Here is a 25,813-nt window from a genome sequence, read left to right on the forward strand (position 1 = left end):
AGGGTTAACCTTTTATAAGCTGCAAAAATTCGTTACGTGTTTTAGGATCGCTTCTAAAGTTACCTAACATTACTGATGTACGCATGCTTGAATTTTGCTTTTCTACACCACGCATCATCATACACATGTGTTTTGCCTCAACAATAACGCCTACGCCCTTAGCGCCAGTAACTTCTTCAACTGCTTTAGCGATTTGATGCGTTAACTGTTCTTGAATTTGAAAACGGCGTGAAAACATATCAACAATACGTGCAAATTTAGATAAGCCTAATACTTTACCGTTTGGTATATAAGCAATATGGCAACGGCCAATAAAAGGCAGTAAATGATGCTCACACATAGAGTAGAGCTCTATGTCTTGTACTAACACCATGTCGTCAGCGTCAGATGTAAATACTGCTTTATTAGTTATTTCATCAAGCGTTTGACGATACCCTTGCGTTAAATATTCCATTGCTTTTGCAGCACGTTTTGGCGTATCAAGTAAGCCTTCGCGGTTAGCATCTTCACCTACAGCGGTGATGATTTTTTCATAACTTTCTTTTAATTCATTGTGCATAAATATCTCAGTTTATTTATATTTACTTTAAATGACGACCGCCATCAATAGGCAAAGAGCGCCCTGTGATGTAGTGGCTTTGTAATAGTAAATCAATGCTATTGATAATTTCTTGGCATCCGGGTTCAATGCCCATTAATGATTTTTTAAGGGTCTTAGCTCGATATTGTTCATCGTCATGTTCATTAAAAATAATGAGCGATGGAGCAACCGAGTTCACTTTTATATTTGGCGCATATTTAGCGCTAAACGATTTGGTTAGGTTGTCGAGTGCTGCTTTACTTGCTGCATAAGCTAAGTGTTTAGGGCTGCCTGTTTCAACTACATAATCAGTAAGATGTATTATATCGGCAGGTACTTTTTCATTTTGCTGATAGTTTAAAAGCAGCTCTGCGCACATTAAATTAATTAAATACGGTGTTTTGGCATGTACTCGCATCATATTATCAAACAGTGCTGCAAAGTCAGGGTTGTTAGCTTCGCAGTCCCAGCTTGATGCGTTATGAACAATAGCGCGCAGCGATGTTGTATGCTCTTTAAGCGTATTTATAAATGTACTAATACCTTCATCGGTACTAAAATCGGCATAAATACATACAGCGCCTTGTTGCTCTAATTTATCAACAGCGGCGTGACGAGTACGATACGTGATAATAATACTCTGCCCTTGGGCTATATAATGCTGAGCGAGTGCTAAACCAATACGTTGGCCTGCGCCGGTAATTAAAATGGGCGATGTCATATAAGGCAGTGTTCTCTTTGGCGGGTAGTTATACCAATATAATTAAAAATATCATCATTTTATCGCTATTTCATAGGGCTATAATAGCTCACTAATTTAATGCAATTGGTATTATAAAATTCAAAGCGTTAATTTATTAAAATATACGCAGCTTCTTAATCTGTCGATCAAAAAAGCAATTAATCCTCAAAGGCATTAATTGCTTTATTTTAGCTACTAAACCTTAATCGTAAATTGTCGGAATTGGTTGACGCTTATGTTGTGTACGCGTGTAAATGCTTACAAGCTTTTGTTCAACATCATTAGACACAGGTTTACCTTCTAAAAAGTCATCAATTTGCTCATAGCTCAAACCAAGTGCTTCTTCGTCTGTTAAACCTGGGCGGTCACTTTCTAAATCAGCTGTAGGTGCTTTATCTACCAATAAAGCTGGCGCACCTAGTGCAGTAGCAAGTGCACGAACTTGGCGTTTTGATAAACCAAACAGAGGGGCTAAATCGCACGCGCCGTCACCAAATTTAGTATAAAAACCAGTAATGTTTTCAGCACTATGATCGGTACCCACTACTAAGCCTTGGCAAAAACCTGCAATTTCGTACTGAGCAACCATACGTTGACGCGCTTTAACATTACCTTTAATAAAATCTATTTGAGCTTGCTCAGGCAGTGCTTCACCACAGCCAACTACGGCAGCTATCGCTTGCTCATGCAATGCATCAGCCGCAGGTTGTACGTTTACGGTCATACGTTTACTTGGCTGAATAAAATCAACCGCCATTTGTGCTTCATCTTCGTCAGCTTGTACACCATAAGGTAGGCGCACTGCAATAAACTGATACTTGTCAGTATCGTGTTCTTTATTTAGCTCGTTTACAGCAAGTTGACATAAGCGGCCGCAGGTTGATGAGTCAACACCACCGCTAATACCCAGTACTAACGAGCGTGAATGAGCTGCTACCAAACGTGTTTTAATAAAATTAACTCGGCGAGTTATCTCAGCATTTACATCAATCGTTGGCTGAACCTTCATTTCAGCCATAATTTCGGCGCGCATTGCCAGCTCCTTATAAAATTTAATATGTGATACGCAATAAACTTATTATGTGATTTAGTTTTAGTTAATTAAAGTTTTAAATGAGCTTTTATTTGGCGAAGCTCTGCTTTTAATTTTTCTACTTCTTCAAGTAAATCGCTTAATTCTTTGTCTTTAATTACTTCGCTTGGTAGAGCAACAAAGGCATCGGCGGGATTATTTTGTTGTTCGCCAAATAAATGAATATATCGGCTGTCACGTTTTCCAGCTTCACGCTCTAGCTTTGTGACGTACTCGCTTTCAATCAGTTTATTGAGCGCTGTCTCTACTTCATTTACGTTATTAAAATCAGCAAGTCTAGCACTGCGGGTTCTTAATTCACCAGGGGTTTGAGCACCACGCAAAAGTAATAAACAAACAATGGCACGCTGCTGAGCAGAAAATTGCAGATTACTAAATTCAGTGTTGCAAAAGCGGTGATCGTATTTATTTACGCGACCCGAAAGACCTTCATCTATTGTAACCAAACGCATTTCTATTAGTTCATCAAGTGCGTTTTGCACGTCTTCAACTGTAAGACTTAACACAGGATCGCGATTAGACTTTTGGTTACTTGCGTTCACGAGAGCGTTTAACGATAGCGGATAATGCTCTGGCGTCGTGCTTTGTTTTTCTAATAGGCAACCAAGAATACGTTGTTGATTTGTTGATAACTGCATAAATAATCTCAAATTAGTAAGCGTATTTTATTAGCTTACACCTTTATTGAATGCCAAGCCATTGTTGAAGCTTTGGTTGTAATGCAGCTAAATCGAGAGGCTTACTTAAATAGTCGTTCATGCCTGCGGCTAGACATTTTTCTTTATCGCCCTGCATGGCATTGGCTGTTAGCGCAATAATAGTAATATTTTCATTATCTTTACCTGCATCACCTTCTCTAATGGCTTTAGTGGCTTGGTAGCCATCCATTTCGGGCATTTGGCAATCCATTAAAACTAGCTTATATGGTTTACCTTGTTTTGCATTGAGCTTTACAATTGCCTCAAGGCCATTTTCGGCAATATCAAAAGTAACACCCGCCTGCTTTAATAGCGCAGAGGCAACCACTTGGTTTATTTTATTGTCTTCAACAAGCAATAGTTGTGGTTCTGATGAATCCAGTACTGGCGCTTTAGTTAGCTTGTTTTGAAGCTGTGCTTGTTGCTGCTGTTGTTCAATGTATTTATCGTTTGTGAGTGAGTCAAACAAATCAGACGGTGTGAGAGGTTTGAAAATCATACAGTCGACTTCCATACCTACTTTAGACTCCTCAGACGAATAACTCATTGGCGCCATAATAACTAACTTGCAACTATGCATATTTATAAAGTTTTTAAGCGCGGTGATATGCGTTTGTGGGGCTTTTTCAAAAAAGTAGTAATCAACTAAAATAGCACCAGGGTGGGTGGTTATATTACTTAAGTAATCATCAACCTCAAGATAGTTATGTATACAATTAACTTTTGCACCCCAAACAGTGAGCTGCTTATTAGCGGTGTTAGCATTTAACGAGCACTCATCAATAATTAAAATATGTTTGTTTTTAATTAAATGACTCGGTAAATCTTGTTCTTTACTTAAGCGCGGTTGTATTTGTACTGTGAAAGAAAATGTACTTCCTTCACCTTGCATACTGTTTACACTCACTTCACCGTTCATCAGTTCGCACAATTGTTTTACTATGGCAAGGCCAAGCCCTGTGCCCCCAAATTGGCGTGTTGTTGAAGCATCGGCTTGTGTGAATGAGTCAAATAACGACGCTTGTTTTTTAGGGTCAATACCAATACCAGTATCAATAATCGAACATTGAAGGAACGAGCCATCCGTTGTTTCATCTATTCTGGCAGTAATGACTACTTCGCCATCAATAGTAAATTTAACCGCGTTGCCAATTAAGTTATTTAAAATTTGGCGCAAGCGGTTAGGGTCACTAATTATCTCGCTAACAGTTATTTGAGTAGCATCTAGAATAAGTTTTGTATTGTTTTGTTCTACCTTTAAAGCAAAGGATTCCACCACTTCGCCTAATAACCGAGGTAAATTAAATTGCACGTTTTCAATATCGAGCTTACCGGCTTCAATTTTAGAAAAGTCTAATATGTCATTAATTATATTAAGCAAAGATTGAGCTGATGATTGAGCAAGTTCAATATGATGTTTTTGCTGTAGGTCCAATTGAGTTTGCTTAATTATGTTAAGCATACCTAAAACACCGTTCATTGGGGTGCGAATTTCGTGGCTCATACTCGCTAAAAATTCACTTTTAGCTTTAACAGCTTGTTCGGCGGTTTCTTTGGCAGAAACTAGTTTTTGTTCGGTTTCAATTCGCTGTTGGCTTGAGTGCAAGCTGCCTATTAACGCTGCAACGGCAATTAAAAAGCTTTCTTCGTTTTTAGACCAGTGGCGTTTTGATTGACATTGCTCTGCGCAGACGACTCCTATAGCGCCACTTCCTGCAGGGATTATTACGCACAGCATTGATTTAATCTCGAGAGTCATTAAATACTGTTCTTTAATTGGCTCGAGTATTGGGTGTTCTTGGGCGTCAGGCACATTAAATACAGGCTGGTGATCTATTGCATTAAAAAAGCCGGGAAGATTTTTTCTTAGCCAAATAGAGTCAATTTTATCACTAGACGAATGTTTACTATGTATGGCAAAAGGGCTTAGTTGGGATTTGTCTTCATTAAAAAACCAAATACTGGCACGTTTAATATCAAATGCTTGGCAGATTGCTTTAGTAATAATGTCTTTTGATTGGCTAAGTTGCCCATTTAATATTAATTTATTAACGGTCAGGGAGGCTAAAATTTCGTTGTGTAATGCGGTTTTATTATTTTCTAATTCAATTTTTTTACGGGTATCAATATTCTGTAATGAGCCAAAGATACGTGTGCATCGTCCATTTTTTCGTTCTGCTTCACCATGTACAAGTACCCAAACAGATTCACCTTCTTCATCCATTACTTCTAATTCAACTTCGTAGCTTTCACCATATTTTATGGCTCGTTCAATTAAAGGTTTAATTGTTTCTCTGCTAGTGCCTTGTTTAAAGTAATTTAAATCTGTAGGCCATTCTGGTTGGTTATTTAATGGGTATTTAAATAGTTTTTTGGTCATATCAGACCAATATACTTGTTTCGTTTCTAAGTTAAATGACCATGCGCCTATTTGGGCTAGATCACTCATTGCTTCAAGCATTTTTTCGTTTTGTTGCTGGCGATTAAGCATTTTCAAAAAGAATAAAAAGGCCCAAATTAATAATCCGCAAATAATAATAATTGATAGCCTAAGTGGCCATACAGCTGAATTTGGTGGGCTCCAACCTATTTTAGGTGCTACGTAAAGTTGCCAATTGCCACCTTGAAAGCTTAACGTAAACTCAAGGGGGTCTTGCTCTATTATGTTTTGATTACCGTAAAAAAACTCCCCTTTGCTGCCAAGTCCATGCCTGCCTTGTAAAGCGACGTTGTATTCTTTTTCTAGCTCATAAATACCTGAATTTTCATAGACTTTGTCAATGTTGAGAACAACTGAAAGTAATCCCCAAAAGCGATTTTCTGGCGGTATGTAAACAGGAACGCGGGCTATAAGTGCTATGTCACCTTGGATTAATTTTAATGGGCCAGCCATTACAATGGTATTTGTATCACGAGCTCTAATAGCATCAGCGCGTTGGTTTTTTTCTTCTAAAAAGTTTAAACCGAGTGCTTTTTCATTACCTTTTAAGGGGTAAGTCATACGAATTACCATATCGGGTGCGCCACCAATATTGCGAAGCTCATTTGAGGTTTTAAATAGTGGTTGGGCAATTTGTTCAAACTGTGTTTGCTGTAAATCAGGCTGCGCTGCTACGGCAACACCTAAGCCTCGAACTAGTTGGATATTAGAAACTAAAATAGATTCTAATTGAGCTCGATATGTACTTACTTCAGAAAGAATTTGTAGGCGATGGGCATCTTTAACACGATTGTAGTTAATACGATCAAGTACGATACCAACTAGTACAGTTAGCGTAAGCGATAACCAAAAGGTCAACTTAAAGTTATGAACGTTCGTTTTTTTATTGTTAGTAGATGGTGGCATTTGCTACATCGTGGCGTTAATTTAGGCAAATTAACTATAGCTAATTTATTACACAAATGAAAACGGCGCATTAACAAATGCGCCGTTTATTTTTTATAATTAGTAGTTTAGCGAGTTACGAGTCGCTAACTTCACGCGCCCAGTGATTTTGCTTTGCTACATGTAGCTTGCGGTAACCATCAAGTAGCGCCGCATGCTTTTTAAAGCCTTCAAGCGATAAACCAGGGAAAGTTAAACCGTTAAACTGCTTTTTACCTTCGGCAATTTCTATAGCCAGCGCTACATTATTAGCACCAAACATTAAGCCTAGTGCATCTTGGTAATCTGCGTATTCGCGCTCGTCATCGTATTTAATTTCAAGAACTGCTTTTAAACAGCGGAAGTGGCGCATTGCCTCTTCGTTTACTTGGCCTGTATGAAGTATCCAGTCAACCCAATCAATGGCTTCTTCGCTGCCTGCAGCTAAACATAGGTGTGCTTTAAGCTCACCTATACGCAGTGTGTGCCATGGTGTGTCGGCATCGGTTGCAAGGCCAATAAATTCTGCGGCGCGGATAATATCGCTGTGGCCTGCTTCTTCTAGGCTGTCGTAAATTTCCATCCATTGCTCTGCATCGTACTGATCAAGCGATAGGAATGTTTCGCGAAATTTTGCGCCTTCGTTGTTGTTACGCCAAATAAGCTCATCAACAGGGTAAATGTCAGACATGCCAGGTACTAAAATACGACACGCGTATACGTTTAGGTGCGTGTAATCCATGATGTAGATATCATGATCCATGCTATGAATTAGGTCAGTACAGAAGTTATATTCTTCTTCAGTTGTTCCGCTAAAGTCCCAGTGTACAAATTCAAAATCAGGTTTTGCACGGAAAAAATCATGCGAAATCAAACCGCTTGAATCAATAAAGTGCAGTTCAATGTTCTCTGGTGTTGCTACTTCGTCGTTATCAAAGGTAGCAGGTTGGAATACATCTAGCTGATCAAGACGACGACCTTGTAGTAACTCAGTCACGGTACGTTCAAGCGCAACTTCAAATGATGGGTGAGCACCAAAAGAAGCAAATACAGAACCATCTGTTGGGTTAATAAGCGTTACGCTCATTACAGGGTATTTACCCCCAAGTGACGCATCGGCAATACGTAAATGAAAGCCATGGCTGCGAAGCTCTTCACACGCTTCGTGAATTTTAGGGTATTGCTTAACAACATCTTCAGGCACGATTGGTAAACAAATACCTTCGGCGATGATACGGTTTTTAATAGCACGTTCAAATACTTCTGATAAACCTTGTACGCGAGCTTCAAACTTGGTGTTACCTGCGCTCATACCGTTAGATACAAAAATATTACCGATAACGTTTACCGGAATGTATACGTCTTGGTTATCGCGTTGGCGTGTGTATGGCAGGGTACAAATACCACGATCGATATTGCCTGAGTTAAAATCAAAAAGGTGTGATGCGTTTAGTTCGCGCTCTGGGTCAAAGTAATCCCATAAGCTTTCATCCATAATGCCCTCTGGCACTTCATCGCCTTCAACTTTAAACCATTTTTCGCTTGGGTAATGAGTAAACTCGCCATTAGCAAATTCTTCACCTAGATAAAAGTCTGCAAAAAAGTAGTTACAGCTTAAACGTTCAAAGTATTCACCGAGTGCTGAGGCAATAGAGGCTTTGTCGGTTGCGCCTTTACCATTGGTAAACATAACACCGCAGTCGCTGTCTTTTATATGAACCGAATAACAGTTAGCTACAGGGTTAAGCCAAAGCGCTTCTTCAACATTAATGTTTAGGGCTTTAAGCTTGTTTTGCATGGTAGAGATTGACGATTCTAGGTCGCGGTCTTTACCTTTGATAAATGTTTTTTCAGTCATATTGATCTCAACTAGTTCTGCACGATGTGTGGAGCTGACATTATCGTGGATTTTGATGTTTATTTCACCCTTTGCGAGCAAGAACATTATTATTTAATAAAACTGTGGTTATTATATGTGCTTAACGCTTGGTCAAAACGTGCAAAGGAAACGGTGATGTTTAAAGTAATCAAACGCTTGTTGTTATTAATTGTGATATTAGGGCTGGCAAGTACCGCTGTTGTTTATGGGGTACTTAGTTTAAGTTTACCCGCTCTTGATGGAAACGGACGCAGTAACGCGGTAGTAGAGCCTGTAAAAATTTCGCGCGATGCACTAGGGCAAGCAGTAATAAACGCCAATAGCCGAAACGACGCTGCCTATGGTTTAGGTTATGCGCATGGGCAAGACCGATTTTTTCAAATGGATTTACTAAGGCGTAATGCCGCAGGTGAGTTAAGTGAATTATTTGGCCAAGCAGCGTTGGGGCTCGATAAAAAAATGCGTTTTCATCAATTACGTAAACGCAGCCAAATTATTTTACAAACCCTGCCTGAAGCAGATAAGCAATTACTTAAAAGTTACGCTCAAGGTGTAAACGAAGGTTTAGCGCAAGTAGGGTATTCAAGCTTTGAATATTTACTAACCGGTGCAGCGCAAAAGCCATGGCAAAGTGAAGACAGCCTACTTGTGATATTTAGCATGTACCTTGATTTACAAAGCGCCACATTTGAGCGTGACCAAGCACTTATTCAAATTGAGCAAGCGTACACAAAGCAAATGGTTGATTTTTTAACGCAACCAAGTAAGTACCAAGCCGCGCTTGATGGCAGTAAATTAGCGCTTTATAGCGGCGGCATACCTACTTTTCCCAATCAAACAGAGCATATAGTTAAAAGCATTGAAGCCAACCAAGAGCGCGGCAGTAATAACTGGGCTGTTACAGGAGCGCTGACTAAAACAGGGGCTGTTACAGGAGCGCTGACTAAAACAGGGGCTGGTATGGTGTCGGATGATATGCATTTATCGATGGCAGTACCTGTAATTTGGTACAGGGCACAATTAAATTACATGCACAGTGGTGAGCAGACTCAGGTAACCGGTGTATCGCTGCCCGGCGCACCTGCCATTGTTGTTGGCACTAACAACAATGTTGCATGGGGATTTACTAACGGTTATTTAGATACAGCCGATTGGGTTGTATTAAACGATGATAGTAAAACATGGCAAGTAGATGAACCTATTGCATTACCCGATGGGGAGGTTGAAAACTATTCATTAATACTCAGTGAATACGGCCCTGTAAAATATATTAACGAAAAACCTTATGCGTTGAGCTGGGCTGCCCATCAGCCTTATGCCGTTAATATGGAGTTATTAAAATTAGAGCAAGCCAAAACGGTAGATGATGCACTTGCTGTAGCAAGCGATGTAGGTATTCCGGTACAAAATCTTATGGTGGTAGACAGCCAAGGTAGCGCAGCGTGGAAAAACATGGGCGGTATACCGGCTCGTAAAGCGCCAAGTGAGCTTGGCGTAAATGCCGATGACTACTCAGCGCTTTGGCAGCAAAATGAATTACAACGCCCTTTTATTAAAAACCCGCAAAACGGTCGATTATGGACTGGTAATTCTCGCGTGGTATCGGCTGAGGATGACGCGCGTTTTGGTAATGGTGGCTATGCACTCGGCGCACGTTCGAGTCAAATTCGCGATAGATTATTTGAAAAACAAGCATTTGCTGAGAGCGACTTTTACGCATTACAACTTGATAACCAAGCTCGCTTTTTAATGCCTTGGCATGCTCTGCTATTAAAGCAATTAAAAGCCGATACAACTAAAAATCAGCAATATATAACAGCGCTTGAAAACTGGCAGCAATGTGCGTGTTCAACCTCCATAGGGTATACCTTAGTTAAGCGCTACCGCGATGAAGTGATTAATATTTTATTTAGCAGTATGGAAGATGAATTAAATAAACAACAAGGCACACTTAAATACGTAAAACGAGATTTAGAGCCCGCTGTTTGGCAGCTTATAAACAACAGGCCCGACACATGGATAAACCCACAATTTAAAAGCTGGGATGAGCAGTTACAAGGAGCATTTAGCCAAACTATTACTAAGCTTACAGAACAATTTGGTAATAACGTACAAAACTGGCAGTGGGGCAAGGTAAATGAGTTAGTGATAGAGCATCCGTTTGCAAAGCAAATGCCGTTACTTGCTAAGTTATTAAATATGCCCACAGCAGCGGGTTTTGGTGATAGTTATATGCCCGCCGTACAAGGGCGTAGTTTTGGCGCATCGCAGCGTTTTATTGCTCAACCTGGGCATTTAGAACATGCAATTATGGCTATTCCGGGTGGGCAATCGGGGCACCCTCTTTCTGAATTTTACAGAGCGGGGTTTAGTGATTACGTTGAAGGTAAGCATACACCTTTATTGCCTCAAGAATTAATACATCAAATAGTAATAAAGCCGACACGATGAACTAAAGTATAGCTAAACACGTTCTATATAATTACCAATAAAACAACAGAGAACTAAAATGAAAAAAATACTACCCGCATTAATAACAGGTTTATTACTAAGCACTACAGCGCAAGCAGATGATGGCCCAGTAACAGCACAAAAGCTAAGTGAGCATGTATATGTACTATTTGGGCAAGGCGGTAATATTGCAGCAAGTGTAGGTGATGATGGCATTTATATTATTGATGATCAGTTTGCCAAGCTCTCAGATGATATTAAAAAAACCATTAGCGATTTAAAACCAGGCAGTGCAGAGTTTGTCATTAATACTCACCATCATGGCGATCATACCGGTGGCAACGAGAACTTTGCTAAAGCGGGTGCGCATGTTATAGCGCACGACAATGTACACAAACGTTTAGAAGAGCAGCACGGGGAGGGGTCAGACTTTTTACCGCGCATTAGTTTTGGTCATGACTTAAAACTACATTTTAATAACGAACACGCCCATGTAGTGCATTACGAACATGCACACACCGATGGCGATTCGGTTATCTTTTTTAGTAACGACAACATAGTGCACATGGGCGACATTTACTTTAATTTTGGCAGCTTACCGTTTGTTGATGTAGATAGCGGCGGCAGCGTTGATGGTATTTTAGCGGCAGTAAACGATGTAGTTAATCAAATTGACGACAACACTAAAGTAATACCAGGACACGGCAAGGTAAGTGACCGTTCAGGACTGATAGCGTATGGTAAGCTAGTTCAAAACGCGAAAGACGTAATGCTAAAAGCAATGCAAAATAATGCAAGCTTAGAGCAAGTACTTAAAGCCGATCCATTGGCTGAGCTGAATCTTGAATACGCAGGCTGGTTACCAAAAGAGAAAGTAACCACACTTTTTTATCGTAGCTTAAAGTAGTACGCGTAACGTAAAAAACATGATACAAAGCTGAGTGTACTTTAACGTACATTCGGCTTTTATTTTCTTATGCCCAAAGGAGTTGTGTATGTCGGCAGAAAAAACCCATCTTGAAATTTGTAACTTAACCAGAGAGCAATATCCGCAAATTAAAACCTTGATGGATCAAGCGTATCCCGACTTAGGCGGTGCGTGGCCAAGTCATACCATTTTTAGATTAATAGACCAGTTTCCTGAAGGGCAAATAGGTATTGTGGATGACGGCGTGCTGGTGGGCTTAGCATTAAGCGTGCAGGTTGATTACACGCGTTTTTCAAACCCGCATACATACGAAGATATTGCAGACGGTCACGACCGTGTATTTAGCGATACCGACGGCGATGCGCTATACGGCTTAGATGTTGCTATTAGCGAAAGTCACAGAGGCATGCGTTTAGGTCGTCGCCTTTATGATGCCCGTAAAGAATTGTGCCGCCAATATAACTTACGCGCTATTTTAGCAGGTGGGCGTATTCCGCGTTATTACAATCACAGCAGTGAAATGACGCCAATGGAATACATTGCAAAAGTAGATCAAAAAGAATTATACGATCCTATTTTAAGTTTTCAGTTATCTAACGATTTTCAGGTAAAACGATTACTTAAAAAGTATTTACCGGAAGATCAAGAGTCCGTTGGTTACGCCACTCTGCTTGAGTGGAATAACATTATGTATGAGCCAACCGACACGGTACTTGAGTCAACTAAATCAATAGTGCGAGTAGGTGCTGTGCAATGGCAAATGCGTTGTGTTGAATCGGTTGAAGAAATGCTAAAGCAGGTTGAATACTTTGTAGATACCGTATCTGACTACAAAAGTGACTTTATACTATTCCCTGAGTTTTTTAATGCGCCACTAATGGGGCTAGGGAATCAAAGTAATCAAACAGAAGCGATTCGCTATTTAGCGGAATACACTGAAACGTTTAAAAACGCGATGTCGCGTATGGCAATAGAATACAACGCTAATATTATTACCGGCTCTATGCCACTTGCCGAAGATGATAAAATTTATAACGTAAGTTACCTATGCCATCGTAGCGGTAAGATAGACGAGCAACGTAAAATACACATAACCCCGCATGAGCAAAACGATTGGGTTATTCAAGGCGGCGATAAAATTGCCGTGTTTGATACCGATGCCGGTCGTGTGGGTATTCAAATTTGTTACGATGTAGAGTTTCCAGAGCTTTCACGCATATTGGCCAAACAAGGGTTAGATATTCTGTTTGTGCCATTTTGGACTGATACTAAAAACAGTTATTTACGTGTGCGCCACTGTGCACAAGCGCGTGCAATAGAAAACGAATGTTATGTGGTTATTGCAGGTTCGGTGGGTAATTTACCAGAGGTAGAAAGCCTTGATGTGCAGTATTCGCAATCAGCTGTACTAACGCCATCGGACTTTTCGTTCCCGCACGATGCAACACTTAACGAAGCCACACCAAACACCGAAATGCTGCTATTTAGTGATCTTGATATGGATAAACTTAAAATTCTTCACAGCGAAGGCACAGTGCGTAACTTAAAAGATCGCCGTGAAGATTTGTACGAAGTGATTGTTAAAAAGAGAGACGTTTAATGGCGTGGGTGTACTTAATTATTGCTGGGTTACTTGAAATTGGCTGGCCGATTGGCTTAAAAATTTCGCAAAACGCTGATACTCGCTGGCAAGGTATAGCAATAGCGGTGGTATTTTTAGTCGCTAGTGGTTTTATGTTGTGGCTTGCACAAAGGCAAATATCAATGGGTACCTCATACGCCGTATGGACAGGTATTGGCGCCGCCGGTACGTTTTTAGTGGGTATATTGTTTTATAACGATGCCGCTACATTTGGTCGTATTGCGGGAGTATTAATGATTATTAGTGGTGTGATAACACTAAAAATCAGCTCTTAGAACCAGTTCTTAAAGCTATAAAAATTATAACAGCGCAGGTATAAAAGCCTGCGCTTTTTTATGCCCTTAATTCGGCAACATAACCAAAACAGCGGCAATGGCTATGAGTATTAAGCCAGCAGTATCTTGTTTCTTAAGTGGCTGCTTTAACCAAAGAACGGCAATTAGCATGGTAAAAAACACTTCAACCTGTCCAAGTGTTTTAACGTAAGCAACGTGCTGTAAGCTCATTGCACTAAACCAGCCAATAGAACCGACACAACTAAAAACACTAATTGCGGCTGTAGTACCTTTGTATTGCCACAGTTTACTAAGTGTTTGCGGCTCTTTTAAGAATAAATAGCCCAGTAGTATTAGTGTTTGTAAGCTAATTACAAACAGCAAAACCCAAGCTGCTGAGTGAGGAAATAATAATCCTGAATTTAAGCTCGCTTCTCGTACCCACAGCGATGTAAGTGCAAAGCAAGTACCACAAGCCAGTCCTAGTAATGCTGTTTTAGCATTAAAGTGTTTAACGCTTGTGATGCCACTGAGTAGCAATACGGCAATAGCGCCAAAAAACACACCAAGCCAACCGAGCAAAGAAAGTGCCGAGCCAAAAAATAATACACCTAAAATGGCTGCTACTAACGCCTCGCTTTTGGCAAGACCAGCACCTACGGCGTAATTATTCATTTTAAATAACTTAACCATTAAACCAGTGGCAAGTATTTGCATCACACTTGCGCCTACAATAAATCCCCAAAAGGCATTATTAAACGCAGGCATGGCTGTATCTTGATATTGATACAAACCATATAAATACACGCCAGCAATAGGGCCTGCGATAATAAAGCGAGAGAGTGTTACGCCAGCCACACTCACATCGTTACTTAATTTACTTTGCAGGGCATTACGCCATGCTTGCATGAAGGCGGCTAAAAAAGTGAAAAATATCCAGGTCATGGTCGTCATCGTTAAAATGTAAGGCAGTAAAGTTAACAAGCTTTGTGAAGTAAAGCGATGCATTAACTATGATGTTGAATATTCATCATCTGCGACATTATGTCGCATGGGTTTTAGGATAAATTTAGCTATAGTAGGTCTGATGTTATTGTTAGCCGCCAGAGTTTGTCATAAAACGTATCTGGCGGCTTTTTTATTACGCTTATGCTAAATTATCCGAAACATCAAAAGGATAAATTATGGCAACATTAGTTGTATGTGCATTACTTGCGGTATTAATGCCTTACTTTGCAAAAGTGCCGGTTGCTATAGCAATGGCAAAATTAGGTCGATACGACAATAAACACCCAAGGGCGCAACAAACAAAATTAACCGGCTTTGGTGCACGGGCGCTCGCTGCTCACCAAAACTGTTTTGAATCGCTTGCTGTTTTTGCTGTCGCTATTGCAGTTGTACTGGGCACTAACTCCGTAGGTGCAGTGACCGAAATGCTAGCTGTTACGCATATTGTGTCGCGTATTTTGTATTGCGTATTTTACTATATGAACCTAGATATAATTCGTTCATTAGTGTGGTTTATTGGTTTGGGTACAGCCATTGCTATGATTGTGGTGAGTTTGTAGGTTTATATTTTAAAACCACAAAGCAAGCAGCCTAAAAGGGCGCTTGCTTTGTAGTCTTGAACAACTCGTGGCGTTAATGCGACACTTTAATACGCTCAATTAAATCGGTAGGCGCCACTTCACTATTAATCGCAAAATCTAGTTGCACAAGTACATCTTCAAAACCTGAATCTGATGCTTTATATTTCCATTTTGCTAGCGCCTCTTTCGCTGATTTATCAAAAATATCTTTAGGTTTAGATTGAATAACACTAATGTTTTTTGTTTTACCGTTTGCTGCAATATCGTATTTTAATACAACAGAGCCGCTGATCCCTTGTTGAGCTGCTTGTATTGGGTAAGCAGGTTCAATACGTATTGTCGGTGAAATGTAATCCTCTTTAGTCATTGCTTCTGGTTGCTTTGCAATTGCTAAGCCGCTTAGCATGCTTGCGGCTACAAGTAATAAGCCACCTTTAGCAAACTTTGAACGCTCCCCGCTGTGTTTTATATTAATTAGTCGTTGTAACATGGTTTTTTTATCTCCGTAGTGTGAATAAGCCATAAGTCCTGTGGGCGCATTTGCCGCGCAGTTTATTAAGGCTTTGCTATATAAAATATGTTGTTGTGTGGTTTTATTGGCAAGTACCCGTTCATCACAAGTCAACTCTTGTAGTCGGCGCATGCTTGCGTAGCAAAACCAAGCTAGTGGGTTAAACCAAAGTAAAATAGTAGGTAGTAATATAAGTGCGTTTGTTAGGTTGTCTTTGCGTTTTATGTGTACGTTTTCGTGCTCTAAAATAAGCGCTAATGTGGCTTTATCAAACTGGGTATTGTAGTTACTCGGTAACACCAGCTTGCTGTTTAAAATACCGACCACCATTGGCGTGGCTACATGTTGGCTGGTATAAGTTTTAACATCAGCGGTAAGAGTGCTTTCAAATTGGGTTAACTCAGTTAATTGCAGGCTTTTAACAAAGCGGGTGTGCGTAATAAAGCTAGCTATTAATAACCCTGCGGTAATAAGTACATACATGAGCGCCCAGCTAATACCTACCTCGTTTGTAAAAGATTGGTTGGGGGTGATTAAGTAGTGACTAATATTACTGTTTTGCAGTGGTTTAATCGCATTTGGTAAATTAGCAATCACCAATGCCGCAGGTAATAGCCATGCTAATTTATATACAAACCGCGAGCCAAGGGCTTTTAAAGCAAATCGCTCGAGTAAAATAAAACCACAAAACAAAATGCTTAATAGTAATTGCTGCTCAATTAACCAATTAAAACCAGTTTGAATAACCATGTTAATCCCTTACTTTTGGTTTTTTTCCCAGTCATCTATAACTTTTTTAAGCTCGTTTATATCTTGTTGAGAAAGCTGCTCCGATTTAGCAAAGCCACTCACAAGTGGCGCAATACGCCCACTAAAAAATCGCTCAATAAAGTTTTGGCTTTCTTTTAGGGTGTAGTCGGCGCGCTCCATACAGGGAGTATAAATATATTGGCGACCTTCTTTTTCAAATGTAAGTGCGCCTTTTTTTACTAGTCGACCTAGCAGGGTTTTAATGGTTTTTTCGTGCCATTGCTTATCGTCGCTTAAGCGCTCAATTATTTGGCTCGCGGTGGCGGGGTAGTTAATCCAAAGTGCGTCGAGCACGTCAAACTCTGCTTTTGATAATTCAATCATTTTATCGCCTACAAGTGTAATCTTTAATTTAAGACTACACCTGTAATCTATTTTTGCAAGTTTATTTTTAACTTTTTGAGATATAGTTAAGTGACTTGGTATTAGATTTTTGAAATATCGTTTTTATTAATTTGTATATATTGGTTTTCAGGTAGGTTTAGCTTTGAAAGGGTGAGGTCACTAAATTGCACTCTAAATAAGTCAATTACTTTGTATCCGCAGTAATGTGCCATTTTACGTATTTGTCTGTTTAGCCCTTGTTTTAAAACAATACTAAACTGATTACTGGCTATTTTATTTACCTCACAAGGCAGGGTTATGTGTTTATCAACGGGTACGCCTGCAGCCATTTTTTTACAAAAAGCATCGTCTAAAGGCTTATTTACGGTGACTAAATAATGTTTAGGCTGGTGGAAGTCAGGATGTATTAGTTGATTACAAAAATCCCCATCGTTGGTTAAAATAAGCAAACCACGAGAGTCTTTATCTAATCGACCAATAGGGTAAACACGGGTAAGTGTAGGCAAATGGTGAATAAGGCTGGCAGGGTCATCAATATTTAATTTGCAGTCAATACCTACTGGTTTGTGGTACGCAAAATAAACTAAATCGGCAGCACCTTTAATTTCTTTTTCGTTCACTATTACAATATCTTGCTCGTCAACGTGATCTATATGATTTGCTGGGCGATTATTTACAGTCACAACACCTTCATCAATTAAACGCGATGCCTGTTTACGAGAGCAAATACCTGCATGGGCAATATATTTAGCGAGTCGAATTTTTGTGATCATAACGTGTGACGCCAGCGGCTAATAAAAATTTGATCGCGATTATAGCAAAGCTGCGTATCGATAATGCTAAATATAAAAAGGTAAACATGATGGGTATTAAATTTTCACAGTTAAAAAAGCACGAACCGCTACAAAAAGTTATTGTTCACTCGTTAGATATGGTGCTTTATCAAGTATCAGTGATGATTAATAACGTTGAATATTATGTAACAGAAGACAGCGGTGAGTTTTTAAGAGCACTCAGCCCACTGCATGTACAAAAACGTTTTGAAAAAATAGCGTACGCACAGATGATGTTAAGGCAAACAAGCGCTTACGACGAAATGTGCGGCCAGCCGGATAAAACCAGCAGCAATATGCTTGAAGTACCTTATGGTAAAAATAATCTTTATTGATTGAGCTAATTTGCTAGTATCTGCTTTTTAAGGGCGATAAATGTATCAATTAAAAGTAGATAATACCGATGCGTTAAACTCAGCGCTTCGCGCACAAATGGTTGAATTTAACGCCGAGCATTTTGATGCGCAAAGAGTGCCATTAGGCTATAAATTTACTGATGAGCAGGGCGAGCTTATTGCCGGTATTAGTGGGTGTGTGTTTGGAAACTGGCTGATGATTAGTTGGCTTTGGTGTAGCGATAGTGCGCGAGGTAAAGGGCTTGCAGATAAACTGCTAACGGCACTTGAACAAGCAGCTATTGAGCTAGGTGCTACAACTGCTCAGCTTGATACACTTGATTTTCAAGCAAAACCCTTTTATGAAAAGCGCGGTTATAGTGTTAAGTATCAACTTAATAATTACCCACGCTCAGGTACGCGTTACTTTATGGAAAAACCACTTTAATTTTTGCTGGCTATTTTGCTTTTAGTGGCTCGCCTTCAAAGGTAATACCTAAAAAAGGTGTTGCCTCTGGTGCTAACATAAACGTGCGAATGTTCATATGATCATCCCCTTTAGGGTTTTGCAGCACGTCTTCTCGGTAAAACTTACCAAAACAATCCAACGTATTTTGTTTACTTAAATCGTTTAATTTAGCAAATGCAAAAATTTTACACGAGCCGTTGTTCTCACTCGCAGCGCTAAGTAATCCATGGTTATTAAAGCCACATGCAGTAAAGTCGTAATTTGCTTCTATCACGGCCATTGTATCGGTAAATTGAATGCTTTTTGGGTTTTCAGCAAGTGCTTTTAAATAGTTATTTAGTGTCATGTGTTACCTTTGGGTTTTTAATTATTTAGCGCTCAACTCTAGCTCATCTGTTTGCTGATTTATATTGAATTTAAATCGCGATAAAAAGTTCATTCCTAGCAAACCTTGCCCACGGGTGTTTTCAATGCTTAGCACTTCAAAACCATAAATAATTTGCGAGCCCACTTTAAACGATTCAATTTGATAACGCTTTACAACAATTTGACCATTCGCTGTATTTACCGTTACATCGCCTAAATACAAAGGTCTTGGCGAAATTTGCTTAATAATACTTGTAGGTAGCGAGGTTACGCTTGCGCCTGTATCAATCATTAGTTCGGTCGATAGATTGTTATTTATTTCGGTGTTTATTAAGTAATGCGCGCCGTAAGGCGTTAAAGCAACAAAGTCGTCTTGCGATTGTGCTTTATTGATCATCGCTTGCAGTGTTTGCACTTGGCTTTTTAGATTGTGCTGGTTTGGCATTCGATCAAGGGTTGCTTGTGCGCTAATTAAATCGCCTTGCTGATAGTAGGCATACGCAAGCGGATATAAAAACTGCGCGTTATCGCTTTTATAATCAAGCCAAATTTGTGTTTGCTCAATAATAGCTTGCCAATTTTGTTGCTCAGTTAATGTGTGTAATTCGTTTTGAGTGAGCGTATTTAAACGTGTATTTACATTACTTTGCTGATCAGCAGGCAGTAATGAATTAAGCTCAAATAAAGCAATAATGGCATTTTGTGTTTGCTCGCTATTTATTAAATACTCAACCTGTAAATTAAGTAACTCTACGTTATAAGGGCTGTTATTTAATAGCGCATTGAGAAATGTCTCGCTGAGTAATAAATTGCTATTTAGCCATGTTTTAAGCTGCACTAGCCACGATGAATAAAGGTTTTTTGCGATTTCTGGATTGCTGTTTTTGAGTTGTTGATAGCTACTAAGTGCGGCTTCAAATTGGTGTTTTTTAAACTGCTGCTTTGCCGTATTTAATAGCGTATTTTGTTGCTTAGGCGATATGCTTTTTTCAGCACCTTGCGTTTTTTGTACTTTGGTTGGCGCGGGCTGCGGCCACAATAAATAAGCGTTAAGGCTAAGTGAGCCAATTAATAGCAAGGTAATTAGCTTGGTATAGTGGCTCATTGTGACCTCTTATTTAATGCAATTGGTATTATTTAATAAAGTGCGTTAAGGCATGAATATTGGCTATTTCAATATCAGCCAGCCCTTTATAAGCATAATTGGCGCCTTGATCGTTTAACCATACCGATTGGCAACCGGCATTATTTGCGCCTTGTACGTCGGTATCTAGGCTATCGCCAATATGTAAAATTTCACTTTTAGCAACGTTTAAGTGCTCGGCGGCTTTATCAAATAAGGTGCTGTGAGGTTTTGCTTTACCGTGCATACCGGCTTGTAACACGAGTTCAAATTTATTGTGTAAGTTAAAGCGTTCAATTTCAACATTACCATTAGTTATAGCAACCAGCGTAAAGTGCTGGGCTAAGTTATCTAGCAGCTTTAGTACGTCGTCGGTTACCACTATTTTACTGCGCGCATCGGCAAAGGCGTTGTAGGCAGCATCGGCATGGTACTCTACCTCTTGCTCGTTCAAATCTAGTTTAGCAAGGGCTAAGCGCAATGTATGTTGGCGCCATTTAGTGACGTTATCAGCAAGTTCAGGTAACTGTAATACGGCTTCATTGCGGCATTGTTGCCAGTATTTTTGGCCTTGGGCTAAGTAGCTAGGGAGCGCGTTTAAATAATCTTGCTGCGCTTTAACCGCTGCTTTTATAATGGTGTGATTGTTGTAAAGAGTGTCGTCTAAATCAAAGCTCATGACAGAAAATGGCTTAATAGCACGATTAAATCGGATCATATTTATTTACCTAATCAGTTCGTTTTTTTGCACGAGGGTGAGTGTTGTCGTACACCTTGGCTAAATGTTGAAAATCTAAATGCGTATACACTTGTGTAGCCGACAAACTGCTGTGCCCTAGTAATTCTTGCACAGCGCGTAAATCACCAGATGATTCTAAAATATGTGACGCAAACGAGTGGCGCAGCTTATGCGGATGAACCTGCGAGCTAATACCTTGTTTTATTCCCCACTCTTGCATGCGTAGGCGCACTTGGCGAATCGAAATACGGTTTTTTTGGCTACTTAAAAATACTGCTATTTCATCGGGCTTTGCAAACTGAGGGCGTATTGTGAGCCATTTTTTTAATGCGTCTAACGCTTTTTTGCCCACCGGAATTAATCGCTCTTTATTACCTTTACCACGCACTAAAATTTCACCATTGGCAGCGCTAATATCTTGCATGTTAGCGCCAACTAACTCGCTTATACGCAGCCCTGATGAATACATTAACTCCATCATTGCTTTATCTCTAATTGCGAGAGGTTCGTCGTCGGGTATTTCGAGCAAGCGTGCCATTTGATCTACATCGAGATTCTTAGGTAGGGGCTTTGCAAACTTAGGGCCTTTTATACCTATTGCCGGATTATGGTAATGCGATTGCTCGGCAATATTTTTTGCTTTTAAAAACTTATATAAGCTGCGAATACAACTGAGCTTTAAGCTAATTGTACGGCCACTTAATTGCTTTGATCGCAGTGCCATGCTGTAGCGGCGAATATGTTCGCCTTGTACGCCAAACCAGTCATCACATAGTTTGCTAAAATATAGGGCTGCAAAGCCAAGTTGGCTTACGTATTGATTAACTGTGTGCGCTGAATATTGTTTTTCAAACTTTAAATAATCGCTAAATAGCGTTATGGGTGAACGCCAGTGGTCGCTTAGCGCGGTAATATTAGGCGCATCGTCACTCATGCTAGTTTTTGTAACCGCAGGTGTAATGCGTTTATAAAGTCGAGCACAAACAGGTTATCTTGCGCGGGCTCAAAATGGTTTACGTTATTGCTACCAAACGCCAAAATAGCGATAGGGTGCTTGGTGTCGCCAATTAAATAAATAGCGACGGATTGTGTATCTTCACTAAATAATTGTTCGCGCTCTTGTTTATTAATTCGCCCTAAATAATGCCCAGAATGGGTAAGGCGATGCGCAATAAGCTCGTCGTACTCGGGATTGTATTTTACTAATTTGCAGTCGTTAACATCTTCACTTGAGCAGATTATATTGCGTAGGTTATTTGCAAGAGTGTCAAAATCGTCATGATTCCAAAGCTGGTGATGACATTGGCTAAACAAACGATATACGAGCTCGTTTTGCGTTGCATGCTTGCTCATAGCATCTATTTGGCTTTTTAAAAGCGTGTTGTGCTCGCGTAATTGACGTTGCTGAATATGTACTAGTGACGTTGCACCTTGAGCTTGCTGTTGCAGCTCAAGTTGTGCGAGTAGCTCGGGGTGATGAACTAAAAAGTCAGGATGTTGCTGTAAGTAATTAATAATCTGCTCTGTACTTAGCTCGCTCATAGTGCTACTTGTCCGTCGAAAACATGCTCTGCGGGACCAGTCATGCGTACCGGGTGACCTTCACCACTCCAGCGCACTTGCAAAGTACCGCCCGGCAAATCTACTTGAACGGTTGTTGATAATTTATTTTGCATATGACCAATCACCATTGCTGCACACGCACCTGTGCCACAGGCTAGGGTTTCGTTAACGCCACGCTCCCACACTCTTAGCTTAATGTGTTCTTGCGATACAACCTGCATAAAGCCAATGTTCGCTTTTTGCGGAAAGCGTTCGTGGTTTTCAAGTAATGGACCCAATATATCAACTTGCGCGGTGGTTACGTCGTCAACTTCTAGCACGCAATGCGGGTTACCCATAGATACCGCGCCACTAAATACAGTGTGTTCTTGCGTTCTAATAATATAAGTAAGCTCGCGTTTGCTGGCTTTTAACGGAATTTTACTTGGCTCAAAATTAGGATGGCCCATGTTAACAGTTACTTGACCGTCTTTTTCTATGTAGAGCGTTAAGTTGCCCGACTTAGTCGATACACTAATTTTGTGCTTGTTAGTAAGGCCTTTCATGCGTACAAATCGGGCAAAACAGCGTGCGCCGTTACCGCATTGTTCTACTTCGGTACCATCGGCATTAAAAATTCGATAATGAAAGTCGAGATCAGGTGAATATGGTGCTTCAACCATCAGCAATTGGTCAAAGCCAATGCCAAAGTGGCGATCTGCCAGTTTTTTGATTTGGTCTCGCGACAAAAAAACATTTTGTGTAATGTTATCAATCACAACAAAGTCGTTACCTAAGCCGTGCATTTTGGAAAAATTAACTAACATAGCGCTCTAATTCGGTTTTGCTCTGTGCTAATCATGCCACAGAGCAGCTAGTAGACAAAAACGTTTATGGTAAAACTTTCTCACCTTGATAAAGGCTTTCAATAGTTTCGCGTTCGCGAATAAGGTGATGCTGCTGACTATCTACCATTATTTCTGCAACACGCGGGCGCGAGTTGTAGTTTGAGCTCATTGTAAAGCCATATGCACCCGCACTTCGTTGTGCAAGTAAATCGCCTTGTTTGAGTGCAAGTTCGCGGTCTTTTCCTAAGAAGTCGCCGGTTTCGCACACCGGACCCACAATATCAAAGTTGTGAGTAGGTGTTTCGTCGTCGCGAACGGATACCGGAATAATTTTTTGCCACGCTTGATAAAGCGCAGGGCGAAGCATATCGTTCATACCAGCATCTACAATTGCAAAAAACTTGTCTTGGTTTTGTTTGATAAATTCAACTTGAGTAACCAAAATACCTGCGTTAGCTGCAATAGCGCGCCCTGGTTCAAAAATAAGTTCAAGATGTTTGTAGTTAGCTAAGCGTTCGGTAACTTGCGCTGCATATTCACTTGGGTGTGGTGGTTGCTCGTTGTCGTATGGCACACCTAAACCGCCGCCAATATCTAAATGAGTTAGCTCAATACCGTTAGTTTTTAGCTCATCAATAAGCGCCATTAATTTATCAAGGGCTTCTAAAAAAGGTCTAACTTGCGTTAATTGAGAGCCAATATGGCAATCGACACCAATAACTTTTAAACCAGGTAAAGCCGCTGCTTGTTGATAAACACTCACTGCTGTTTGAATATCAATACCAAATTTATTTTCTTTTAAACCGGTAGAAATATACGGATGTGTCTTTGCATCTATGTCTGGGTTTACGCGAATAGAAATAGGCGCTTCTAGGTTAAGCTCGCAAGCCACTTCAGAAATACGCTCAAGCTCAGACGCCGACTCTACATTAAAACATTTAATGCCCAGTTTTAATGCGTAAGCTATTTCGTCAGACGTTTTAGCCACGCCTGAAAAAACCACTTTAGAAGCATCGCCTCCCGCTTTAATTACACGCGCTAGTTCACCTTTAGATACAATATCGAAACCCGATCCTAAGCGCGCTAATATATTAAGTACGGCAATATTTGAGTTTGCTTTTACAGCGTAACATACCAAGCTTTTATGATTTTTAGTGGCGTTAGCAAATGCTAAGTAATGGCGCTCAAATGTAGCACGCGAGTATACATAACACGGCGTGCCGTATTGCTGCGCTATGCTTGCTACGCTGACGTCTTCGGCAAATAATTGGTTGTTTTTGTAGTTAAAATAATCCATTTATTGCTCCTGACTTTGCGATGCTTTAGCTTGCTCAGCGGTAGTGGCTGGTTTAGCTGTATTTTGAGGTTGGTTTTGCTCTGTTTGTTGCTCTGGTAAATATAACGGACCGCTTTGTCCGCAGCCAGCTAAGGCGCTTAACAGTACAGTGCTTATTAATAGTCTTTTTAATTGTAAGGTATGTGTCGCTTTCATTAGATTAATACGGTTGCTGGCTTTATAATCGCAGAGTAACAGAATATCTAAAAAATGCAGCTATTCGCGGATGATTTTATTCCTGTTACACTAGCTGCACATTTTTAAAGCTAATTTAAAGCTAAAACGTACCCAATATTAGGCGGCTCGCCTGCAAAGGAAATAACAATGACTGAACACGAATATCACCAATTAGCCGAAGCTCTTATGTTCACTATTGAAGAGCAGGTTGATGATTGCGAAGCTGATTTAGATTATGAATCGGCACAAGGTATTTTAGAAATTATTTTTCCTGATAAAAGTAAAATAGTGATCAATAAGCAAGCACCTCTTCACCAAGTATGGGTTGCGACTAAGTTTAACGGACATCATTTTGAAATGCGTGATGGGTTATGGATTGATAACCGCTCTGGCGCTGAATTTTGGGCGTTTATAAATGAAGCCTCTACTCGCCAAGCAGGCCAAGAAGTTAAGTGGCAATCATCACTATGAGTTTAGAATTTGTAGAATATGCAGCCCAAAGTGAACACAAAGCAACGGTTATTTGGTTACATGGTTTAGGTGACTCTGGGGATGGTTTTGCGCCAGTAGCCCCACAGCTAAATTTACCAAGCGAGCTTGGTATACGGTTTATTTTTCCGCATGCGCCAGTGCAATCGGTCACCATAAATGGTGGCATGGAAATGCGCTCTTGGTACGATATTAAGTCTATAGAATTAGATAAGCGTGCCGATGAACAAGGCGTAAGAGATTCTGCTGCAAAGGTAGAAGAGTTAATTAATAAAGAAATTGCTAATGGCATTCCTGCTAATAAAATAATTTTAGCTGGTTTTTCTCAAGGTGGTGTTGTGTCTTTGCATTTAGCGCCGCGCTTTGAGCAAAAGCTTGGGGGTGTTATGGCGCTTTCTACTTATATGTGTGTGCCACACAAATTTGCTGATGAAGCAAAGCATTCTGATTTAAACGTATTTATGGCTCATGGTAGCCAAGATAACGTTGTACCGCACAGTGCGGGTAGAAATGCGTTTGAAGTATTAACAGCACATAACATGGATGTAAGCTGGCAAGAATATCCAATGGCTCATCAAGTTTGCGCAGAAGAATTGCAAGCTATTCGCCAATGGTTAATTGCTCGTTTAAGCTAATTTTGGAACCGCTG

At 40.2% G+C, this 25,813-nt stretch carries 27 protein-coding genes; 9 read left to right on the top strand and 18 right to left on the bottom strand.

All coding sequences use genetic code 11. The features are described 5' to 3' along the window. Window positions 1–4 precede the first annotated feature (4 nt). The 6 genes from folE to ycaO form a co-directional block, all read right to left on the bottom strand. Window positions 5–559 carry a GTP cyclohydrolase I FolE gene (gene folE, locus H5089_RS14695; protein ID WP_002962341.1) on the bottom strand — a complete coding sequence of 185 codons (555 nt, stop codon included), beginning with the start codon at window positions 557–559 and terminating at the stop codon, window positions 5–7. Between the two features lie 22 nt (window positions 560–581). Next, the gene (gene folM / locus H5089_RS14700) at window positions 582–1,301 is read right to left on the bottom strand and encodes a dihydromonapterin reductase (protein ID WP_024595773.1); all 720 of its coding nucleotides are present in this window, start codon (window positions 1,299–1,301) and stop codon (window positions 582–584) included. Window positions 1,302–1,524: 223 nt separating this feature from the next. Continuing rightward, window positions 1,525–2,355 carry an ammonia-dependent NAD(+) synthetase gene (nadE, locus tag H5089_RS14705; RefSeq protein ID WP_024589633.1) on the bottom strand — a complete coding sequence of 277 codons (831 nt, stop codon included), beginning with the start codon at window positions 2,353–2,355 and terminating at the stop codon, window positions 1,525–1,527. 68 nt (window positions 2,356–2,423) lie between these two features. After that, a complete protein-coding gene (locus H5089_RS14710; protein ID WP_182712524.1) occupies window positions 2,424–3,053 on the bottom strand; it encodes a YceH family protein in 630 nt (209 codons plus the stop codon). Window positions 3,054–3,096: 43 nt separating this feature from the next. Beyond that, entirely contained in the window at window positions 3,097–6,459 is a 3,363-nt protein-coding gene (locus H5089_RS14715) for an ATP-binding protein (RefSeq protein WP_182712525.1), read from the bottom strand. A 115-nt stretch (window positions 6,460–6,574) separates the two neighbouring features. After that, a complete protein-coding gene (ycaO, locus tag H5089_RS14720) occupies window positions 6,575–8,335 on the bottom strand; it encodes a 30S ribosomal protein S12 methylthiotransferase accessory factor YcaO (RefSeq protein WP_024595461.1) in 1,761 nt (586 codons plus the stop codon). 156 nt (window positions 8,336–8,491) lie between these two features. On the opposite strand from ycaO, the gene H5089_RS14725 reads away from it, so the two are divergent. From H5089_RS14725 to H5089_RS14740, 4 genes are all read left to right on the top strand, one after another. Beyond that, window positions 8,492–10,807, top strand: a complete 2,316-nt coding sequence (locus H5089_RS14725) for a penicillin acylase family protein (RefSeq protein ID WP_182712526.1) — start codon at window positions 8,492–8,494, stop codon at window positions 10,805–10,807. Window positions 10,808–10,865: 58 nt separating this feature from the next. Next, window positions 10,866–11,714 carry an MBL fold metallo-hydrolase gene (locus H5089_RS14730; protein ID WP_039486908.1) on the top strand — a complete coding sequence of 283 codons (849 nt, stop codon included), beginning with the start codon at window positions 10,866–10,868 and terminating at the stop codon, window positions 11,712–11,714. Window positions 11,715–11,802: 88 nt separating this feature from the next. Continuing rightward, on the top strand, window positions 11,803–13,335 hold the full coding sequence (locus tag H5089_RS14735; RefSeq protein WP_024595458.1) for a bifunctional GNAT family N-acetyltransferase/carbon-nitrogen hydrolase family protein: 1,533 nt from the start codon (window positions 11,803–11,805) through the stop codon (window positions 13,333–13,335). After that, on the top strand, window positions 13,335–13,652 hold the full coding sequence (locus tag H5089_RS14740; RefSeq protein WP_002962354.1) for a multidrug efflux SMR transporter: 318 nt from the start codon (window positions 13,335–13,337) through the stop codon (window positions 13,650–13,652). Before H5089_RS14735 ends, H5089_RS14740 begins: the two co-directional genes overlap by 1 nt. Window positions 13,653–13,718: 66 nt before the next feature. Here the strand turns inward: H5089_RS14740 and H5089_RS14745 are convergent, their stop codons facing one another. Then, the gene (locus H5089_RS14745; protein WP_404936386.1) at window positions 13,719–14,597 is read right to left on the bottom strand and encodes an EamA family transporter; all 879 of its coding nucleotides are present in this window, start codon (window positions 14,595–14,597) and stop codon (window positions 13,719–13,721) included. Window positions 14,598–14,836: 239 nt separating this feature from the next. On the opposite strand from H5089_RS14745, the gene H5089_RS14750 reads away from it, so the two are divergent. Continuing rightward, window positions 14,837–15,220 carry an MAPEG family protein gene (locus H5089_RS14750; RefSeq protein WP_182712527.1) on the top strand — a complete coding sequence of 128 codons (384 nt, stop codon included), beginning with the start codon at window positions 14,837–14,839 and terminating at the stop codon, window positions 15,218–15,220. 73 nt (window positions 15,221–15,293) lie between these two features. On the opposite strand, the gene H5089_RS14755 is transcribed toward H5089_RS14750, so the two are convergent. The 3 genes from H5089_RS14755 to H5089_RS14765 form a co-directional block, all read right to left on the bottom strand. After that, the gene (locus tag H5089_RS14755) at window positions 15,294–16,502 is read right to left on the bottom strand and encodes a TonB family protein (protein ID WP_182712528.1); all 1,209 of its coding nucleotides are present in this window, start codon (window positions 16,500–16,502) and stop codon (window positions 15,294–15,296) included. Window positions 16,503–16,511: 9 nt separating this feature from the next. Further along, a complete protein-coding gene (locus H5089_RS14760) occupies window positions 16,512–16,886 on the bottom strand; it encodes a BlaI/MecI/CopY family transcriptional regulator (protein ID WP_007377323.1) in 375 nt (124 codons plus the stop codon). A 101-nt stretch (window positions 16,887–16,987) separates the two neighbouring features. Next, a complete protein-coding gene (locus H5089_RS14765) occupies window positions 16,988–17,680 on the bottom strand; it encodes a pseudouridine synthase (protein WP_182712529.1) in 693 nt (230 codons plus the stop codon). A gap of 89 nt (window positions 17,681–17,769) precedes the next feature. Here H5089_RS14765 and H5089_RS14770 point away from each other — a divergent pair, with 89 nt between their 5' ends. Together H5089_RS14770 and H5089_RS14775 are read left to right on the top strand one after the other, a co-directional pair. After that, window positions 17,770–18,075, top strand: coding sequence for a DUF6482 family protein (locus tag H5089_RS14770; RefSeq protein WP_182712552.1), 306 nt, complete (start codon window positions 17,770–17,772; stop codon window positions 18,073–18,075). A 40-nt stretch (window positions 18,076–18,115) separates the two neighbouring features. Then, the gene (locus H5089_RS14775) at window positions 18,116–18,523 is read left to right on the top strand and encodes a GNAT family N-acetyltransferase (protein WP_182712530.1); all 408 of its coding nucleotides are present in this window, start codon (window positions 18,116–18,118) and stop codon (window positions 18,521–18,523) included. Window positions 18,524–18,533: 10 nt separating this feature from the next. On the opposite strand, the gene H5089_RS14780 is transcribed toward H5089_RS14775, so the two are convergent. The 8 genes from H5089_RS14780 to H5089_RS14815 form a co-directional block, all read right to left on the bottom strand. Continuing rightward, on the bottom strand, window positions 18,534–18,890 hold the full coding sequence (locus tag H5089_RS14780; RefSeq protein ID WP_002960998.1) for a HopJ type III effector protein: 357 nt from the start codon (window positions 18,888–18,890) through the stop codon (window positions 18,534–18,536). Window positions 18,891–18,911: 21 nt separating this feature from the next. Beyond that, entirely contained in the window at window positions 18,912–20,015 is a 1,104-nt protein-coding gene (locus tag H5089_RS14785; protein ID WP_182712531.1) for a retroviral-like aspartic protease family protein, read from the bottom strand. Window positions 20,016–20,043: 28 nt separating this feature from the next. After that, window positions 20,044–20,751: an HAD-IA family hydrolase gene (locus H5089_RS14790; protein ID WP_182712532.1), complete on the bottom strand. Its 708-nt coding sequence runs from the start codon at window positions 20,749–20,751 to the stop codon at window positions 20,044–20,046. 10 nt (window positions 20,752–20,761) lie between these two features. After that, window positions 20,762–21,706, bottom strand: a complete 945-nt coding sequence (locus H5089_RS14795) for a tyrosine recombinase XerC (RefSeq protein ID WP_182712533.1) — start codon at window positions 21,704–21,706, stop codon at window positions 20,762–20,764. After that, entirely contained in the window at window positions 21,703–22,314 is a 612-nt protein-coding gene (locus tag H5089_RS14800; protein WP_182692768.1) for a DUF484 family protein, read from the bottom strand. Before H5089_RS14800 ends, H5089_RS14795 begins: the two co-directional genes overlap by 4 nt. Next, window positions 22,311–23,141, bottom strand: coding sequence for a diaminopimelate epimerase (gene dapF, locus H5089_RS14805; protein ID WP_002960987.1), 831 nt, complete (start codon window positions 23,139–23,141; stop codon window positions 22,311–22,313). Before dapF ends, H5089_RS14800 begins: the two co-directional genes overlap by 4 nt. A 64-nt stretch (window positions 23,142–23,205) precedes the next feature. Then, window positions 23,206–24,459: a diaminopimelate decarboxylase gene (lysA, locus tag H5089_RS14810; protein WP_182712534.1), complete on the bottom strand. Its 1,254-nt coding sequence runs from the start codon at window positions 24,457–24,459 to the stop codon at window positions 23,206–23,208. Continuing rightward, window positions 24,460–24,654 carry an LPS translocon maturation chaperone LptM gene (locus tag H5089_RS14815; protein WP_024594615.1) on the bottom strand — a complete coding sequence of 65 codons (195 nt, stop codon included), beginning with the start codon at window positions 24,652–24,654 and terminating at the stop codon, window positions 24,460–24,462. A gap of 168 nt (window positions 24,655–24,822) precedes the next feature. On the opposite strand from H5089_RS14815, the gene cyaY reads away from it, so the two are divergent. Together cyaY and H5089_RS14825 are read left to right on the top strand one after the other, a co-directional pair. Continuing rightward, window positions 24,823–25,146, top strand: a complete 324-nt coding sequence (cyaY, locus tag H5089_RS14820; protein WP_002960979.1) for an iron donor protein CyaY — start codon at window positions 24,823–24,825, stop codon at window positions 25,144–25,146. Then, entirely contained in the window at window positions 25,143–25,799 is a 657-nt protein-coding gene (locus H5089_RS14825) for an alpha/beta hydrolase (RefSeq protein ID WP_182712535.1), read from the top strand. Before cyaY ends, H5089_RS14825 begins: the two co-directional genes overlap by 4 nt. Window positions 25,800–25,813 lie beyond the last annotated feature (14 nt).

Source organism: Pseudoalteromonas sp. SR45-1 (genome assembly GCF_014163655.1).
Classification (GTDB): Bacteria; Pseudomonadota; Gammaproteobacteria; order Enterobacterales; family Alteromonadaceae; genus Pseudoalteromonas; species Pseudoalteromonas distincta.

What these genes read in the sequence shown, in the direction of transcription:
- dapF (WP_002960987.1), bottom strand. Translation starts at nt 23,141, where the DNA reads ATGTTAGTTAATTTTTCCAAAATGCACGGCTTAGGTAACGACTTTGTT.
- lysA (WP_182712534.1), bottom strand. Translation starts at nt 24,459, where the DNA reads ATGGATTATTTTAACTACAAAAACAACCAATTATTTGCCGAAGACGTC.
- folE (WP_002962341.1), bottom strand. Translation starts at nt 559, where the DNA reads ATGCACAATGAATTAAAAGAAAGTTATGAAAAAATCATCACCGCTGTA.
- H5089_RS14825 (WP_182712535.1), top strand. Translation starts at nt 25,143, where the DNA reads ATGAGTTTAGAATTTGTAGAATATGCAGCCCAAAGTGAACACAAAGCA.
- H5089_RS14755 (WP_182712528.1), bottom strand. Translation starts at nt 16,502, where the DNA reads ATGGTTATTCAAACTGGTTTTAATTGGTTAATTGAGCAGCAATTACTA.
- H5089_RS14795 (WP_182712533.1), bottom strand. Translation starts at nt 21,706, where the DNA reads ATGAGTGACGATGCGCCTAATATTACCGCGCTAAGCGACCACTGGCGT.
- H5089_RS14770 (WP_182712552.1), top strand. Translation starts at nt 17,770, where the DNA reads ATGGGTATTAAATTTTCACAGTTAAAAAAGCACGAACCGCTACAAAAA.
- nadE (WP_024589633.1), bottom strand. Translation starts at nt 2,355, where the DNA reads ATGCGCGCCGAAATTATGGCTGAAATGAAGGTTCAGCCAACGATTGAT.
- H5089_RS14785 (WP_182712531.1), bottom strand. Translation starts at nt 20,015, where the DNA reads ATGAGCCACTATACCAAGCTAATTACCTTGCTATTAATTGGCTCACTT.
- H5089_RS14800 (WP_182692768.1), bottom strand. Translation starts at nt 22,314, where the DNA reads ATGAGCGAGCTAAGTACAGAGCAGATTATTAATTACTTACAGCAACAT.
- cyaY (WP_002960979.1), top strand. Translation starts at nt 24,823, where the DNA reads ATGACTGAACACGAATATCACCAATTAGCCGAAGCTCTTATGTTCACT.
- H5089_RS14815 (WP_024594615.1), bottom strand. Translation starts at nt 24,654, where the DNA reads ATGAAAGCGACACATACCTTACAATTAAAAAGACTATTAATAAGCACT.
- folM (WP_024595773.1), bottom strand. Translation starts at nt 1,301, where the DNA reads ATGACATCGCCCATTTTAATTACCGGCGCAGGCCAACGTATTGGTTTA.
- H5089_RS14745 (WP_404936386.1), bottom strand. Translation starts at nt 14,597, where the DNA reads ATGACCTGGATATTTTTCACTTTTTTAGCCGCCTTCATGCAAGCATGG.
- H5089_RS14735 (WP_024595458.1), top strand. Translation starts at nt 11,803, where the DNA reads ATGTCGGCAGAAAAAACCCATCTTGAAATTTGTAACTTAACCAGAGAG.
- H5089_RS14725 (WP_182712526.1), top strand. Translation starts at nt 8,492, where the DNA reads ATGTTTAAAGTAATCAAACGCTTGTTGTTATTAATTGTGATATTAGGG.
- H5089_RS14775 (WP_182712530.1), top strand. Translation starts at nt 18,116, where the DNA reads ATGTATCAATTAAAAGTAGATAATACCGATGCGTTAAACTCAGCGCTT.
- ycaO (WP_024595461.1), bottom strand. Translation starts at nt 8,335, where the DNA reads ATGACTGAAAAAACATTTATCAAAGGTAAAGACCGCGACCTAGAATCG.
- H5089_RS14730 (WP_039486908.1), top strand. Translation starts at nt 10,866, where the DNA reads ATGAAAAAAATACTACCCGCATTAATAACAGGTTTATTACTAAGCACT.
- H5089_RS14710 (WP_182712524.1), bottom strand. Translation starts at nt 3,053, where the DNA reads ATGCAGTTATCAACAAATCAACAACGTATTCTTGGTTGCCTATTAGAA.
- H5089_RS14780 (WP_002960998.1), bottom strand. Translation starts at nt 18,890, where the DNA reads ATGACACTAAATAACTATTTAAAAGCACTTGCTGAAAACCCAAAAAGC.
- H5089_RS14750 (WP_182712527.1), top strand. Translation starts at nt 14,837, where the DNA reads ATGGCAACATTAGTTGTATGTGCATTACTTGCGGTATTAATGCCTTAC.
- H5089_RS14740 (WP_002962354.1), top strand. Translation starts at nt 13,335, where the DNA reads ATGGCGTGGGTGTACTTAATTATTGCTGGGTTACTTGAAATTGGCTGG.
- H5089_RS14760 (WP_007377323.1), bottom strand. Translation starts at nt 16,886, where the DNA reads ATGATTGAATTATCAAAAGCAGAGTTTGACGTGCTCGACGCACTTTGG.
- H5089_RS14790 (WP_182712532.1), bottom strand. Translation starts at nt 20,751, where the DNA reads ATGATCCGATTTAATCGTGCTATTAAGCCATTTTCTGTCATGAGCTTT.
- H5089_RS14715 (WP_182712525.1), bottom strand. Translation starts at nt 6,459, where the DNA reads ATGCCACCATCTACTAACAATAAAAAAACGAACGTTCATAACTTTAAG.
- H5089_RS14765 (WP_182712529.1), bottom strand. Translation starts at nt 17,680, where the DNA reads ATGATCACAAAAATTCGACTCGCTAAATATATTGCCCATGCAGGTATT.